Source organism: Fodinibius sp. GM108 (genome assembly GCF_058386985.1).
The window spans coordinates 37,790-54,812 of record NZ_JBYEIR010000001.1; the positions used below are offsets into that span (position 1 = coordinate 37,790).

Annotated in this window: 11 protein-coding genes; 2 read left to right on the forward strand and 9 right to left on the reverse strand. The window is 44.2% G+C overall.

Annotation, left to right across the window (positions count from 1 at the left end):
- Nucleotides 1–196 precede the first annotated feature (196 nt).
- The 3 genes from ACT3ID_RS00235 to ACT3ID_RS00245 are packed head-to-tail and all read right to left on the reverse strand — an operon-like array spanning nt 197 to nt 4,865.
- Nucleotides 197–1,051 carry a tetratricopeptide repeat protein gene (locus ACT3ID_RS00235; protein ID WP_491539965.1) on the reverse strand — a complete coding sequence of 285 codons (855 nt, stop codon included), beginning with the start codon at nt 1,049–1,051 and terminating at the stop codon, nt 197–199.
- Nucleotides 1,052–1,074: 23 nt separating this feature from the next.
- Nucleotides 1,075–2,865 (reverse strand): CRTAC1 family protein, encoded by a 1,791-nt coding sequence (locus tag ACT3ID_RS00240; protein WP_491539966.1) that lies wholly within the window; start codon nt 2,863–2,865, stop codon nt 1,075–1,077.
- 2 nt (nt 2,866–2,867) lie between these two features.
- Nucleotides 2,868–4,865 carry a cytochrome b/b6 domain-containing protein gene (locus ACT3ID_RS00245; protein WP_491539967.1) on the reverse strand — a complete coding sequence of 666 codons (1,998 nt, stop codon included), beginning with the start codon at nt 4,863–4,865 and terminating at the stop codon, nt 2,868–2,870.
- Nucleotides 4,866–4,993: 128 nt separating this feature from the next.
- Here ACT3ID_RS00245 and ACT3ID_RS00250 point away from each other — a divergent pair, with 128 nt between their 5' ends.
- On the forward strand, nt 4,994–6,388 hold the full coding sequence (locus tag ACT3ID_RS00250) for a tryptophanase (RefSeq protein ID WP_491539968.1): 1,395 nt from the start codon (nt 4,994–4,996) through the stop codon (nt 6,386–6,388).
- Nucleotides 6,389–6,430: 42 nt separating this feature from the next.
- Here ACT3ID_RS00250 and ACT3ID_RS00255 read toward each other — a convergent pair whose 3' ends face one another.
- Nucleotides 6,431–6,811: a hypothetical protein gene (locus ACT3ID_RS00255; RefSeq protein WP_491539969.1), complete on the reverse strand. Its 381-nt coding sequence runs from the start codon at nt 6,809–6,811 to the stop codon at nt 6,431–6,433.
- A gap of 245 nt (nt 6,812–7,056) precedes the next feature.
- Nucleotides 7,057–9,342 (reverse strand): TonB-dependent receptor, encoded by a 2,286-nt coding sequence (locus ACT3ID_RS00260; protein ID WP_491539970.1) that lies wholly within the window; start codon nt 9,340–9,342, stop codon nt 7,057–7,059.
- A gap of 682 nt (nt 9,343–10,024) precedes the next feature.
- Between ACT3ID_RS00260 and ACT3ID_RS00265 the strand changes: the two genes are divergently transcribed.
- Complete coding sequence (locus ACT3ID_RS00265) at nt 10,025–10,591, forward strand: TetR/AcrR family transcriptional regulator (RefSeq protein WP_491539971.1); 567 nt, start codon at nt 10,025–10,027, stop codon at nt 10,589–10,591.
- A gap of 6 nt (nt 10,592–10,597) precedes the next feature.
- Here the strand turns inward: ACT3ID_RS00265 and ACT3ID_RS00270 are convergent, their stop codons facing one another.
- The 4 genes from ACT3ID_RS00270 to ACT3ID_RS00285 form a co-directional block, all read right to left on the reverse strand.
- Nucleotides 10,598–11,134: a hypothetical protein gene (locus tag ACT3ID_RS00270; RefSeq protein ID WP_491539972.1), complete on the reverse strand. Its 537-nt coding sequence runs from the start codon at nt 11,132–11,134 to the stop codon at nt 10,598–10,600.
- A 130-nt stretch (nt 11,135–11,264) separates the two neighbouring features.
- Complete coding sequence (locus ACT3ID_RS00275) at nt 11,265–14,360, reverse strand: efflux RND transporter permease subunit (RefSeq protein WP_491539973.1); 3,096 nt, start codon at nt 14,358–14,360, stop codon at nt 11,265–11,267.
- Between the two features lie 25 nt (nt 14,361–14,385).
- Entirely contained in the window at nt 14,386–15,513 is a 1,128-nt protein-coding gene (locus ACT3ID_RS00280) for an efflux RND transporter periplasmic adaptor subunit (protein ID WP_491539974.1), read from the reverse strand.
- Nucleotides 15,510–16,835, reverse strand: a complete 1,326-nt coding sequence (locus tag ACT3ID_RS00285) for a TolC family protein (RefSeq protein ID WP_491539975.1) — start codon at nt 16,833–16,835, stop codon at nt 15,510–15,512. Before ACT3ID_RS00285 ends, ACT3ID_RS00280 begins: the two co-directional genes overlap by 4 nt.
- Nucleotides 16,836–17,023: the final 188 nt, after the last annotated feature.

The window sequence follows — 17,023 nt, forward strand, 5'->3', positions numbered from 1 at the left end:
AACCACCGATTTCATGCTGAACCTTTAGTCCTGAACTTGATTCAGGATCTCTTTCAGCATCAATAAGCAATTGTTTCTTAGGAGCTTTTAAGCCATACTTTTGCTACAGACCCTGATCCGCCAGCACTGTGAAACATACCAACGGGTTCCACAGGCCAGCCGGCGGACAGGTGACACTGGGTTTTGCTAAGCTTTCTTAAAGATTTGTTTTAAGGTCTGATAATCGTTCATCAAAAACTCTAAAATCAACTTCGTTGAGACTCTGTACCAGCAAATTCTCAATTTGCTTTCTGAAAGGATCACAAAACAGATCATCGGATAGCATAGCCTTTGCACCTTTTTTGGTAGCTCCTTCACCCTGTACATCGGTGTGACCCAGGCTCTGGAAAATTCGCCAGGAATCCAGCAGTTGGTCTTTTCCTTGCCCCCGATTCCCTTCTTTCCAATAAATATAGCCACGCAAAAACAAAGCCTGGTAATTTTTGCTGTCTGATGACAGGACACCATCTAAAAGTTTCGCGGCCTTTCCCAGATCATCATTGATGATGGAAATTTTTGATAACTGCAGAGGAGCCCCTGTCTCTTCGCGATTTAAATTCTTGGCATAGTTAAATTTTTCTTTTGCAGCTTCCAGGTCAAGCAGGGGATTTTCTTCATCCATGCAAGAGTACAGTGATCCTAGCTGAAGTTGGGTGCGGGGGGTATTCTTCTGAATTTTTTCTAATTGTAACCAATATTTCTCGGCCTGTCTAAACTCACGCTGGAAAAGATGCATACTTCCCAAATAGTACAGAGCATCCTTATGTTCGGGATTCCTTTGTAACGCCTGATTGTAGTGCTCAATAGCCTTTTCATAATTGCCTGCAGTGCGGTCGGCAGTAGCTTGCTGATATTGCTCCCAAAACTCTTTAGTAGCTTGTTCTTCAATGGTTAGATTTCTGTTATTTTGATGATCTGTTGCATTTTTGGATGTAGTATACTTCCAAAAACCTACACCGATATAAAGGATCACCAGCAACAGAAATGATATGATATGTGACTTGGTAATCATGCTTTGATCAGATATTGAAACAATTAGTTCACTTTTTGCAGTTCTGTATTTCCTTCTCGGATATAAAGCCGCTGGTTAGCATCAATATTAGTAAACGTTTGTTCCTGTCCGCTGGGCCACCGGATGAACAGGGTATCGGCTTTTTCGACTTTCCCCAAGCCAAATTGCTGCACTAATGAATTTTGCGAAAGATAGGAAGGCTGCATGCCAACGTGTCTAATTTGCACTTCACCTTCTACAACAAGACGCATTTTTGCCCCGATAGCAGATCTGTTACTTTCAGTTCCTTCCAGCTTTATTTGCAGCCATCTATTTTCAGATTTTGTTTGATTCTCAAGTAGTACGGCCGGTGCATCATGATTTACAATAAAAAGATCTTGTCGGCCGTCATTATTGTAATCACCATAGGCACCCCCGCGTCCAACCCATTTTTCTCCGAAATAGCTGCCAGCGGATTCAGAAATATCATAAAATCCCTCTTCATTATTACGGTTCCAGTAAATGCGATCCTTCATCGGTATTAACTCTTTGGGATCGTCTGTTTTTTGCATTGTATGCCCGTTAACGACGAAAAGATCTTCTCTGCCGTCGTTGTCAAAATCCACAAAAGATGTTGCCCAGCCGACAAAATCATTTGAAGTTTGTCCCATTCCGTACTGATCGGCGTCATCCCTGAATTCAAGTGCTCCCCGGCTGCTGGTCAGGTTATCATAAAAAGCATTTTCCTCGGCTATCCAATGAGTGACAAAAAGATCCAGATCCTGATCGCCATTCCAGTCACCGATTGCCATCCCCATAGATCCTCTGTAATCGGCTACTTTCGCCTGGTAACTAATATTAATAAAGGTACCATCTCCCATATTTTGATACAGCATGTTATCAGTTACATCGTTGGCTACATAAAGATCCGGCAAATTATTATTGGTTAAATCAACCCATGCCACCTCAAGGGTTTTCCCCTTCTGATTAGCCACTCCGGCCTCTTCAGCAACTTCCGTAAAGGTTCCGTCTCCATTATTTTTGTAGAGCAGGTTTTGCGCAGGGTCAAAAACCAATGGATTAATAGAAGGAGGTTCCTGCAGATCATGAATTTTCTCGTCGTCAGGAATCTCGAAGTATTTTATATATCCGCCGATATAAAGATCTACAAACCCATCTCCGTTATAATCGCCCCAAGAGGCTCCCGACCAAAACGACTCTTCTGCTGCCAGTCCCGCTTCTTTCGTTACTTCGGTAAATGTTCCATCGCCGTTATTTTTAAAGAGTCTGTTTGGTCCGTACGCTGTAATAAGACAGTCTATATGTCCGTCATTATTATAGTCGGCCCAGGCAGTTCCCATACCGAACATTGGCTTTTTCAAACCCGACTGTTTCGTTACATCAGTAAAAGTGCCATTGCCGTTATTTTTATACAGCGCAGGTGTAGCCGGTGATTCATCAAATTCTTTGTCTGTGATATTTATCGGACCTGCAACATTAACTACAAAAAGATCTTCATACCCGTCATTATTGTAATCGATCCATGCTGATCCCGATCCCATATCTTCTGTTATGCGGGATCCACGCTCTTTATAAAAATGTTTAAATTCAATTCCTGTTTGGGAGTTTACCTTTTCAAAACGGATTTCAGGAGCTTCATCCGGAGTCGCTCTGTCTAAACGGGAGGTTTTGCCCTCAACCTCGTTACCGGGAATATACATAGTAGAATCCTGTTGCTGCCAGATGAAGAATATTGAAAGAGTCGCAACAACTGTTATTGATAAAACAGTACTGACTATTCTTTTCTTACGACGACTTAGATGAGAAAACACCATTATTATTGAAATACTTTAACGTGATGGGTGTCACTTGAAATCGTGGTTATGGGCGCCGTGTCATCAGCTATTTCAGTAAATACTTCATTCATCAAAAATTGATTAAACTTTCGGTACTGCAGCTTTGCTGTTATATATACATCGGTAACATTTGCTTCCGAAATATCAACAGCATAGCGGGCATAATCTGTTTTCCCGGGATAAAGAGCACGGCTGAATCGTACTCCGACAAGCTCCCATAGATTGTGGCGGTCTATCAAATTCCCATATTGATCAACGGGTTCGGCTTTAAACATAAAGCTGCCCGGCTCAATAAAGTATTCTTCATCCAGGGTCCCTGATGAGAAGAGCAGATTTCCATCCTGATCTTCAGCTGTTATCTCTATCCAGGATTGCATCATGTCCAGCGGACCCGTCGGAAATTCATGTCCGGCTTTTTTATTGGTGATGATAACATCCATAGACAGTTCTTTACCCATCTGAATGCTGTCGGGACTTATAATCGAGATAGGGACAGTCTCTCCCTTAACCCATTGGTCCTCTATTTCCGGAATCTCATAATCCCCGCGCAGCCATTGCTCGATCATCTCCACATGCTCATCCGCATTCGGCAAATCCAATAACTTTGGCACATATTGATTTCCGCCCAAAAATCGATGGCTGCGGTGCTTGCCGTCTTCAGCCGATCTGTTTCTGTCCAGCGCATCACCGCTGGCCGGATCTTCAGAATCTACTAGTGGCATATGGCAGTCTCGGCATTCCAGTGTATTAAATGCATTATCCTCATCATTCCAGTGACTTTTCCGCCACTGATCGTATTGATTCTGTAGCTGAACCCACCCTACGTTATTAATATCTTCATCGATGTATTGCTTATGGCAGGATCCACAGTATTCCGAAGTTTTGTAAAAAGTTCGGCTGTAACTATCAACATGATTTTTCGGATAGGCCCGGATCAGAAAATCACTTATCAATTTTGCCATTTTGCCATCTTTCAACTCAAAGATGTAACGATCGGGTGATGTAATGGCATAATCAGCATTTCCCTGTACATCAGCCTCTGTCACAGAGTGACAGGAGATGCATGAAATTCCCTCATCAAGTCCAATTTCGTTAGTCAGTTTATCAGAATGCAAATTAGCAGAGCCCGAGAATAGTCCGATCGGATCATGACAGCCGGCGCAGTATCGGCTGGCTATAGCTCCCTTTTGTTTGCCCATATTTTCCTGAATTTTTCTGAAAAAAGGATCTTTGGCTGCATAGCGATGCGCGCTGGCTTCCCATTCTTCTTTTATTTCAGAATGACAGCCGGAGGTACCGCATGATTCAGATCTTCCCAACAATTCGGCATCAATCAGTTCACCGCTTTCCGTTCGTGCCAAACTTGGTGCAAAGGGACTTTCAGCTCCTTCGTGGTAGGAGTAATCTTCTGGTAAGGCTTTGCTCTCAGGATAAGATGATGAGTAAGCAAACATAAAAAGTCCAACCAAAGCAAATTGGATGAATACCAAATATATACTGTTGAAGCTAAACCTCTTTTGGCTTTCCTTCCTTTTAAGGATGGTTTCGCTTTTCGTTTGGACTTTTGAATCCCGATATATAATCAGCCCCACATGAGGGATGGCAGCAGCTATAAGTATAAATGTGGTTGTCAGATGAATTTTTTCCCAGAAATCCGTAATACTTGAGCTGAAAACAGCCTCATAGGTCAAAATTAAGCCTGATACCAGGGCCAGAGTGGTAGCAGCCATGGCTGTATATCCCAAAATTACGAGCTCATTGACAGGACGCTCCTTGTATTCAAGCCAGTGCTTATACTGATACCACAGATATGGAAAAAGAAACAGTAATCCTACAATCGTATGAAGAAGCACAATGATTTGGTTCGACACACTGAAAGGCAACAGGTAAACAGACAGCCCTGTAAGGATTTCAAATAGCAAAAATCCTGATACCATATACAGGAGCGGACAAGTCCATCTGTTGTTATTTTCTGCCATTGTCGGTTTGATCGTTATAAAAGACAAAATACTATTTTATATTATATATTTCTTTCACGTTATAAAATCAAATAAATCTTATACTTCACAGGTTCCGTCATTATCTCCAATAAGAAAGAGTAAAGTGTATGAATCTGGACAAATTTAAATCTGATACTATAATTGAGCCTTTTCGCATTCGTTCAGTGGAACCGATCAAATTTACTTCCATGGAGGAACGTGAAAAGCTCCTGCAGGAAGCTGGCTATAACCCATTTTTGCTCAAGGCAGAAGATGTTCTCATTGATCTACTCACCGACAGCGGTACAGGTGCCATGTCGTCAAAACAGTGGTCCGGGATGATCGAAAGTGACGAATCATATGCCGGATCTTCTTCCTATTACAAACTTGAATCGGCCGTGCAGGATATCACCAATTTTAAGCATTTGATTCCTACCCACCAGGGGCGTGCGGCGGAGAATATTTTCTTTACGACGATTGCGGAAGAAGGAGATGTTATACCCAGCAATACTCATTTCGACACCACCCGGGCTCATGTGGAACATGCCGGAGCAGAAGCCCGTGACTTGGTGATCGACGAGGGGCGTCGGCCCCAAAGCAGGCATCCCTTTAAGGGAAATATGGATCTGGCAAAGTTGCAGAAAACGATTGATGAAGTAGGAGCTGATCGGATACCCGTAATTATGATTACAGTCACCAACAATTCGGGCGGCGGACAGCCGGTAAGTATGGCTAACATCAAAGGCGTTGCAGAGATCGCTCAAAAGCATGAGATTCCATTCTTTATCGATGCCTGTCGCTTTGCCGAAAATGCCTGGTTTATCAAAACCCGGGAAGAAGGGTACGCCAATAAAAAGCCGATCGATATTGCCCGGGAGATGTTCAGTTATGCTGATGGCTGTACCATGAGTGCGAAAAAAGATGGCATGTCCAACATCGGTGGGTTTCTGGCATTAAACAGCGATGAGCTGGCCTCGGATTGCCGCAACTTGGAAATACTGACCGAAGGATTCCCAACCTACGGAGGTATGGCCGGTTATGACATGGAGGCGGTTGCCCGCGGTTTATATGAGGCTTTGGATCCCGCGTATCTTCGGTATCGTATCCGGTCTATTGCTTACCTGGGGGATAAATTGACAGAAGCCGGCATCCCCATTGTGCAACCCACCGGCGGACATGCGGTGTACTTGGACGCCAAAGAAATGCTTCCGCATATTCCGCCTACCGAGTACCCGGCTTGGTCGTTTAATAATGCTCTGTACCTGTTAGGAGGCATTCGTGGAGTAGAGATCGGCACCGTGATGTTTGGCAAACAGCCCGACGGATCAGAAAAATCGGCGGCCATGGAGCTGGTTCGCCTGGCTTTTCCGCGTAGGGTCTACACCCAAAGCCATGTGGATTACCTGGCGGAGGTAATTATTTCGGCGTATGAACAACGAAAGAAATTGGGCGGCTATAAAATTATTGACGCACCTGATGTACTGCGACATTTTTCGGCAAGGCTTAAACCGATTTCGGAATAACTACAGATAAATCCATTTAGATTTGCCAGTTGAATAATAACCTTATTCACGAATCCATAATAAAATACCCCAAAACAGAAGCCAAATCGCCGTTCTAAACCACATCGCCTTTAAACTTTCGGTGGCCACATTTCCTCCGGAAAGGTAAGCAACAAGAATAATGGCTAACGCAGCCAGATTAATCAGAAATACCATTTTTGCTGCTGTAACTCCCGAGTTGAGATCCCGCCATATCATAAATCCCGACGCGGTATAGATAAATCCCATTACGGTGTTGAAGATAAGCAGTGGCATGAATACAACATATCCAGGATCGGAATATCCCAACAGCGTCTGTCCGCCAATAAATATAGTGAGCAAGCCAAAGGCGATACCAATTACAGCAATACCTTTCTGTATTAGAACTGATGTTTTTTTATTCATATTAAATAAGCTCTCATTGGGAATTAAATAGGGAGATACTTCTTAGTAATAGCTTTTATGAAAATTGCAGCGTTTAAAAATTATCATTCTTTGGTAATAGATAAGCAGTAGAGCAAAAAGATCTGCGTAATTAGCGGAATCTGCGGGCATAAAACCCATCAATTAATTTCCCGCAGATCTCGCAGAACGCGCAGATTGTTTTTATGATACAAATAGTATCTCCCTTAATATTAAGAGCTATGAGACTAAAGTGATGACAGTATGCCATTCCATTTTAGCTCGACAAAGAAGCTTCGGCCTGGATCATTGAGTGGCAGGGTAGATCCTTGCAGGCTTCTGTTTAAATGCTCATGGTAGGTAACGTCGAACAGGTTGTTAACGCCCGCTGAAAGCTGAATGCCACGGCCCAGTTGAGAACTTAGCTTGAAGTTTGTAAGCAGGTATCCCTCCGTCGGCTGCTCGTCAAACGACTCAGCCACTCTATCCTGCTCGGCGACCCCGCGCAGATGTAGTTGAGGAATCAGCTTGTCATCAAGAAAGCGATAATCCAGTTTAATATTTGCTTCATAGGCAGGAATCTGGGGCAGATCTTCATCCGCCGTTAAATTGCGTCCGATCGTGTAAGCAGTGGAAACGTTATAACCCAGCTTACTGCGTCCGTTATTCTGAAGCGTCCACTCAAAACCGTACAGGGCAGCTTCATCCACATTAATAAACTGCTTAACGCCGGGTGCTCCCATCTGTTTGGGATCAAAATCGGGACGAACGTCTGCGCTGATATAATCGGTCAAATAGCTGTAAAACAGTGATGTCTCCATACTGATTATTCCAGTTTTATAATTGAGCATAACATCCACTTGGTGGTTGGTTTCGGAATTCAACTGTGGATTGCCTACATATTCATAGGGATCCATCCCGATTGCCAAATAATTAACAAAGAGCTCATCCATACCGGGGTAGCGCTTCGAACGCCCCACCCAAAAACCGGTCGACCAGTTGGAATTCAAATTTTTGGTAACGCCGGCACTGGCACTCCAACCCAGATGCTCCTGATCAAGGCTACCAAGACTTTGTGCAAAATAATCATCGGGATCACTGGCGTTGGAGTAATAGTAATCGAATCGAGACGAAACGACTACATCCCATTCACTTATATTCGGTTGATATTCTATCACACCTCCAAACCGGTTACGTATGCCGCCTTGCCAGACATTATCGGTAACCGTTTGCCCGGCCATAGGACCCATTTTGAAATCGCGGGTGCGAAATCCCTCCATGGATCGCAAGGTAGCATCGGTTCCTAAAGTCCAGTTTCCTGATGCGCTCGGAAGCAGGTATGCCAGATCATAGCCGTAGGTTTCGGTGGACAGATCGGTGACAGCCTCAGTCATCTCGGCCATCTCCCGATCCAGGTTGTCCATTACGTGTTTCACATAAGAACCAAAAGCAGAACTTTCAAAACGTCCACTGCCCAAATCGCTATTGGTGTATGTAAGGGTAGCGTTGGTGATATCATCTTCACGCATGTCCATCATCAGTGCCGGATAATCCACATCCCGTGCAAAATTCTGACTTAGTTTGGCTTTCAGGGAATTGGCATCATTTAGTTGCACAGATGTCTCAACAGTATATTCCGCATTCGACATGCCGGCGTTAATATTATTGCCAGAGCCATCTTCGTAGTTCTCTGTGGATGCAAAAGCACCGTAAATATTGGTGGTCCAGTTTCCGCCATCTTTTTTAATCCCGCCTGCGTAGCGCTGGCGATCAATATTGCTTTCATATCCTACTGTAAAATAGCTGGTAAGTGCAGAACTACTGTAATAATCTGGCTGCTGTGATTTAAAGTTAATAATGCCGCCAAATGATGGGCCATGCTTTAAAGCATAAGGACCTTTCAGAATTTCGACTTCCTCGATATGTTCCATCTGAATATGTGAGGTCGGCGGATCCATGCGGTTGGGGCAGGCACCCTGCGATTGCAGCACACCGTCCATTTCAACTATCAACTGGTTCTTTTGGAAACCACGCAAAACGGGATCAACACCGAAGCCACCCCCTTTTCGAATACCCGATACATTGGGAGAATCCTTGAGAAATTGACCCGCATCATGAGAGAGGTTGACGGTGGAAACTGCATCCATAAACTGGTCGGGTTGTGAAGATACTTTTCGAGCAAGTACCGTAACCGGACTCATAACCTCCGTGGATTTTCGCAGTAATATAACAGCCGGATTTTCGGATAAATCATCAGCTGTGAGCTCTACAGTTTTGCTGTTAAATCCCACAAAAGTAATACGGAGGGTCAGCTGATCGACATCAGATGTCAAACTAAATTGACCGTTTTTATCTGTGAGAGTTGTAAAGTCACCTTCTGACCAATATACATGAGCACCGGCCAGCGGTTTCTTGTTAGATTGATTTAAAACTTTGCCTTTGTACGTGTGTTGTGCCCAAACTGAATTTGGGAGGGCAAACAGTATTGATAGTGATAATACTATTGTCAGTGGAAAAAATTTTTGTAAACGCATGATCTTGTATGGTTTAATTTGTCCGCATCCTATCTATATTTGGTACAACTACAGCTATAGCAATAGCATGGAGTGCGGAAGGGATTGATAATGCTGATAATCAGGAGATCATGCGTTAAGACGGGGCGGATGAAAAATATCATCCGTAAATATAAAATAGCGGCTTTGCTTTATTAGAGGTGAAATATCTTTCCGGGAAAAAAAGGTGTTGTCAAAATCTGAGAGCAGCGGTGCTTTAATTTGAAATGGTGATGCTGTTCCAACTGGTTCGTTTCCATGATGATCGCAACCGCATAATGTTAGTTGGTTATCGTCGTCGGATGAGGTATGATTACAGCTACATTGATTTGTAGTCTCCATAGAGCAGGTATTTCCGTCACAATCACCGGAAATATCGCACATCACAACATCATTGTGATGCGAGAGCTGTTGCATCACAGCCGGAGAAAGACGCTGCAACCCCCATGCTGTAAGGAATAATACTAAGACAAGAGATTGTATGTACTTGAACTGTTTCAGCACTACAATTATTAAGAGTTAATTGTCTTAAATATAACGATTTATCGGATCTAAGGCAAAGCTACAACGGTATCGATGGAGTATTTTCCCTTTTTATAATTCAGGCTTTGGAATTTTTTGTATATTGTGAGTGTACACTCACAACCAGCAAACCTTTCAACCAGTGGCAAAAACAAAAAAAGAAGCGATCCTGGAAACTGCCCTGAAACTATTTGTAGCAGATGGTATTGATGCTACATCCATACGTTCCATTGCCGAAGGAGCAGATACCGCAGAAGGTAACATTTACAGGCATTTCAAAAATAAAAATGATCTTGCACGTACGATCTTTCTTAATTGTGCTACGCAATTCCGTAAGAAGTTAAAAAAGGCAGTCCGGGAAGAGTCCGGACCTGAACAGCAGCTCGAGACATTAATTCGCACTATTTTTGATTTTGCGATCGATCACAGACTTGAATTCTCTTACATAATGATTGCGAATCACCGCGATGAAATCATTACCCAAGAGATGCTGGCCAAACCACTGCCAAAAGATGTGTTTGTTGAGACCTTAAAAACTGGCAGAGAGCAAAGCAATTTTCAATTTGCAGAGCCTACTATCGCAGTTGCCTGGATTGTAGGAATGGTTCAGCGCAGCATTATTTTCATCCAGCGCAATATTACTTCACTAAAGCCTGAACAAGTAATTGACGAAACAGTCAAAGCCGCTTTGCGCATGCTGAAGGCATAACAATTACTATTGTCTCAATTCTTTTACCAGCGATATTTTCTCATCTATCTTCAGAGAACCCGGGTAGGCGATAGACCAGTCTGCAATATTCAGATTTTTATCTGCTATCAAAATAATGGGATTATCTTCTGAATAATGGAATCGGCCTAAAATTTCTCCACTTTTATCAATTACAACAGGAAACGATTCCTTTCTTAATTTACTCTTTTGGATTCCATAAAAAGGAAATGATGCCTTAAAGGGTTCTACTATCAGCAAAGAAAAGGTATCGCCAGATTCATGACTAATTTTCTGTATCCAGGACCGTATGTTCTCCATCATCTCTTTACCTTCAGACTTTGAATCAGGTTTGGGCATAAGAAAGAGGATATATGCATGGTAGTTCAAGTTAGTCAGTTTTAGATTTTTGCCCTCTACAGTTTGAAAAGTGATATCAGGAACTCTTTTTATATCGGAAGGTGAATTCGATTCCTGGGCAGAGGAAGGCAAATTCAGTAATAATAGTGGTATAAATACAATCGCATATTTACTATAGGGAATCATGATGACATGTTTTAAATGTTTATTTCACTAAATTCTGTTTTCGTTGCAATAGAAGTTAAGAAATGCCCCCGGCTATCAACCGGAGGCATTTGGATCTATGCTATGGAGATGGGATTAGGTATGGGACGTTTTAAAAAATCATGGAAAATTTAAGACTGCGTAATTTTTTGGTAAAATCATCAATAACCGTATAGAAAACGGGCACCACTACCATTGTTAGGATACTTGAGGCCGTCAGTCCGCCGATAATGACGATAGCCATGGGAGAAAACCTCTCGGCTCCCAATGCCAGCTCGAGGGCCAGGGGCAGCATACCGATCACGGTCGAAAAGGTGGTCATCATAATGGGACGAAAACGAACCGAAACCGATTTTTTTACGATTTCTTCCCGGCTCTCTCCTTCCATCTGATGTATAATGAAATCAATGAGGATGACCGAATTGTTAACAGCAATGCCTATCAGTAAAATAAAACCGATTAGGACAGACATGGAGATCACCTTGCCGGTGATAATCAAAGCTATAGCCGCTCCTACAGCAACGAGTGGTACGGCAAGCATAACGGTAAACGGATGTATAAAGGAACGAAACTGGGCTACCATCAGCAGATAAACGGCAACCAAAGCGGCCAGCAGTGCCGACAACATTTGGGAACGCGATTCCTGGAGATCGGAGTTCTCTCCGGTTACCTGCAGTTCATATCCCTCTGGTACATTTATTTCCTCGATGGATGTTTCAATATCAGCAATGACATGACTGAAAGCCCGATCGTAGGTAAAGCCTAGAACATCGGCAGTACGGATGAGGTTTTCCCGAGTAATCAGATTCGGTGCAAGCTGCACGTCTGTTTGTGCCACAGATGACAAAGCCAAACCAGGCTTCAGCTTGGTTTGTAACACATCATCCAAAACCTGCCTGTAAGTGGAGTCATAACGCACCACAATATCGGGATCGGTACCGTCCGGGGCATCCAGACGGGTAACCGGCAAACCATCCACGGCGGCGAAGGTCTCCTGTGCAATATAACCGGGGGTGAGATCATAGAATGCGGTATTCAGCCTATCGACCGTAAATTGTACTTCAGGACGTTCGAGCGTCCACTGACGATAGACATTAACAGCTCCTTCGACATTGCGGACCCGGTCTGCCACTTCTTTGGCCAGTTTATTGAGCTGATTCAAATCAGGTCCTGATATACGCACATCAACCGGTGCCGAGGTTGTGCTTTTAGCTGTACCACCCATCTCCTTCAGCACAGCCGTACGAATACCGGGGATGCGATCAATTTTATCTCGCAGCTGATCTTCGATTTCCCAGATCGAGCGATCCCGTTCTTTACGGGAGACCAGGTCAACGGTAATGAATGCCTGCTGGACACCCATGGCACCGGCATCGCCGAAAAATTTGGCATCGGGTTCAAAACCGATTTGCGAAGTATAGTTAATTACATCCTGATCCTCATTCAGCAGTTCCTCGATATCGCTGACGATCGATTTTGTTTGCTCAAAAGAACTTCCAGCTTCGGCTTCCATCGAGATAAAAAATGAGCCGGAATCCAGCTTAGGCAATACTTCCATCCCACGCATGCCCAGCAGGGCCATACTTCCGATAAACATTATTAGTGTACCGGTTAGCAGGATGGCCCGGTGCTTGAGCGACCAATCCAGCAAAACCATATATCCATCGCGAAGCTTATCCATCCCGCGATTAAAGGGAGCAATATACTTTTTGATCCATGAATCGATTCTCGAATTATTTCGCTCCAACAGAAAGAAAAGCAACGGGATCAGCGTTACGGCCATCAGTATGGAAGCACCAAAGGCAAAGATCATGGTGAGAGATAACGGGCCGAAAACCTTGCCTACAAATCCCGTTAGAAACTGAAATGGAATCAACACAATAACAGTCGTCGCCACACCCACCAGCACCGCAAAGAATACTTCTCCCGTACCTTCAATAGCAGCCTGTTTGGCGGAAAGATTCTCTTCGTCGTAATGACGACTAATATTTTCTATCACAACAACGGCGCCGTCCACGACCATACCAACCGCCAGGATAATAGCCGACAGGGTCACCAGATCAAGTTCCATGCCGTTGAGTTTCATGAGCGCAAATGTCAACAGGAAACTCATGGGCATCGCAATACTTACGATAAAAGCGCGCCGAAAACTCTCCAGGAATCCGAATATGATGAGGGAGGCCAAAAACAATGCAAGCGCGATCGAAGTGGCCATATTGCCGGTTACCTGCTCGGTAAAGGATCCTTCTTCGGTAGCTACTTCAAATTTCAAATCAGGATACTGTTTCCGAAGCTCCGGGAGTTCGGCGGTAACCCGATCTACCACTTCTACGGTATTTGCATCATCCTGCTGCAGTACCTGCACGGCTACTACCTCGGTGCCGTTGGCCATAAATGCACTTTGCGGATCCGCCACACCATCTTCCACCTCGGCGATATCGCCGATAAGGAGGCGCTGGTTGTTCTCATTTTTTACGGGTATGCTTTTGATCTCCTCGGCTGTAGCCAGGGATTCGTCAAAACGCAGTAATACTTCGCGACGACTGTTATCAATACTTCCCAATGGCCTCGAAATATTTGCTGTCTGTATAGCCTGACTTATAGCACTTAGCGTCATATTTGCCGCTTCCATGCGATCGCGGTCGATCGAAATATTGATCTGACGGCGATATCCTCCGAAGATATCAACAGAGGCGACACCTCTTAAGCGTTGCAAGATCGGAGCTATCTCATCATCGGCTAATTGTCGTACTTTTCGGAGGTCACCGTCGTGCGCACTTACACCAATTGTAATAACCGATTTGTCGCTTGAACTTATTTTCAGGATTCGCGGCTCACTAATCGACTCGGGAAGACTACCCCGAATACGGCTGACCGCATTTTGTACATCAACGGCAGCCAAATCCACACTCACATCATATTGAAATTCGGCCGTTACCACCGATAGTCCGTCTTGTGAGCTGGAAGTAACCTTGGCTATACCGTCGAGTGCAGCAACTTCCTCCTCCAGATCCTCGGATACTTTTTCGGATACATCCAGCGCCGTAGCTCCCGGATACTGAGTAATTATTGTAACTACGGGAGGCGATGTTTCCGGGAATAGTGATATGGGAAGCGTTAAATACGATTGTGCCCCAAATACCAAAATAGCAAGGGCCAGCGCGTAAATGGTGTACCTGTTCTTTATTGAAAATCCTGCCCAGTTCATAGGTTATAAACTTTTAAGTATTAATCTAATCATTCGCCGTTATTTCACGGACAATTTCCACTCGGTCTCCGGGCTCCAGATTATTCACACCGGAGCTTATGACTTTGTCCCTTGAAGAAAGGGCACCTTTTACCTGTCGATATTCACCGCGCTGTATGCCAAGCTCTACCGGTATGGCTTCTACTTGCTGCTGGCCGTTGACTTTAAAAAGGCGTGGGGATTCATCTCTTAAATCCACAGAGGATACCGGTACCAATAGGGCATTTTCCTGTTTGTTGATCTCAAACGTTAGGGAGACGCTAGCCCCGGAAGATCTTCCATTGATTGTACTATCGGGAAAGGACGCAAAAACCCGAACACTTCTGAAGGGCGGCTTGGTTTGCGAATCAATACGTTCCACCCTTCCGGTTATTTTTTTGCCGTTGTTTACTTTCGCCGTTACCCGTGTCCCCACCTGGATACCTTTTTGGGTATCCTGCTCTAGGACATCCGCATAAATCGTCGGCTCACCTTGTCGGAAAAAGAATACCGGTTGGTTGGGGCCGATATTATTACCTTCGCGAAGATTGATCGACCCGATCACTCCCTCTGAGGGAGCTCGTAGTTGCGTCAGCTTCTGACGTTCTTGCACCTCTTCCAGTGCTGCTTTTGCTGCATGATAGCTACTTAACGCCTGTTCATAGTTAAAAGCCGTCTTATTATAAGCTGTTTGTGAGATAGCCCCCTCTTTATAGAGCGTACTGTCAGTTGAAACTTCCCGTTCCCAAAAAGTTTTTGAAGACCGGGCTTTTTTGAGCTCACTTTTTGCTCGTCTGTGCTGAGCGTCCAGCTCAGGCACCGACACCGTTGCCAGCAACTGCCCCTTTTGCACTTGTTCACTTTCCTCAACAAGTATTGCATCAAGCGTACCGCCCGTTCGAAAAGAGAGGTTGCCATCTTTTGTTCCCGCCACTGTCCCCAGATAGGGTATATTTTCATTAATAGTTTGCACAGATGGACGGGTGACTTCGACAGCAACAGACTTGTTCTGTTCTGTAGAATCCATTTCTTGCAATGCTGCAGAATTACTGTCGTCGGTAAGCCACAAAACAGCTACCGTTCCCAACAGCGCCACCATAAAGACGGTTATAATATCTTTTTTATTCAAATTCATAGCGATTCACCTTCAGCCAGTTTTATTGCCATTTCTTTATTTAGTTGTCCGGTTATTACTGCAATATTGAGATTGAGCATTCTGAGTTGCGCGCGCATAGCAATCAGCTCTGCACGTACGCTGTTTAGTTTAGATTCTGTCGTTAGCAAGTCGGTTAATGTGGATCTGCCTTCACGATACGAGGAGTTTTCAACGCGATAGGTCTCTTCCAGATAAGTCTCCCGCGTTTCTGTTGATTCAATTCTTTTCTGCGTTTCAAACTGGGCATTTGTCAACCTGTTCAGCTGTTGCCGGTATTGTTGACGTGTCTGCTCGAGCTTAATTTGCTGCGATTTGGCCTCTTTCTTTTTGACTTGGCTATTAATCACTTTTTTCCCGGCAAAAAGAGGAGCGTTTACTCGTATCCCCACCATCCATTGATCATCAATTTCAAAGCCGCTACCCGTCCGGAACTGCTCCGCTGCAAAAAGATTGAATTGCGGTAAAAAAGCACGGTATGATGCTTTGGCTTCAAAGTCTGAAGCTTGCTTTTGCCCCAGGGCTGCTTTTACAGTTGGTGCTTCTTCTACAGCTGCATGATCAGGATTGAACAGGTAGTCATTTTTAAATCCCAGGGGCGTGATATCATCCAGGGCTAATTTCTGCTCTCTGCCCAAGTCATCCGACAGTTGTTGCAATACATGGTCGATGGTGTTGTGTGTTTCAATTACGGCAGTTTCAGCTTCGACAATGGCATCATCTATCTTAAGCAGATCAACTTTGGCTACACGTCCTTCACGATACAGCGATTGCAACTGCTCCTTATTTTCCTTCAATGTTGCAATACGTTCTTCCTGTACCTGCTTAAGTTCTCTGAGCTGCTGGAGTTGAATAAATGCCGATGCGGTCGATTCAATGGTTTCCATCCTGGCCAATTCATATTTAATATTGGCCGCATCAGCCAGTGCTTTTGCTTTTTGGCGTATTGCCCGACTCTCACCAAAATCAAAGACCTGCCAGTCGGCCTGTATATTGGCCTCATATATCTGGTCATCAAGAGGAGGGAAAGCACCTTCCTGACGAATGGGCGTTATAATTTGCGGGTATTGCGACCGGGTGTATGACAAGCTGCTGTTTATTTTCGGGATGTAGTCCGACGACAAAATTCCACTTCCGGCCTCGGCAGCTTCTTTTTCAGCTTCGGCAATGCGTGAACTAGTAGCATGTTCCAAAGATAGATCTATAGCCTCAGACAACGAGGTGGAGCTTTTCTGAGCCAGCGTTGTCAGTGCTAAACCGCTAACCATTAAACTGCAGATCAGACTTATTTTAATTAATTTCATTTGCTTATTATAAGTGAACGTTCACTCACAATATAGTTTTATATTTTCTGTTAGTCAATATAGATATAGTCAGACACTGAATGGACTATTAAAAACCCAAAGGGTTTCTTTATCCGGCCTATCCCTTTGAACTACTTCTGCTCCTCCTGTCACAGAAGCGGAATTACACTATTATTCCTAATAAAGTG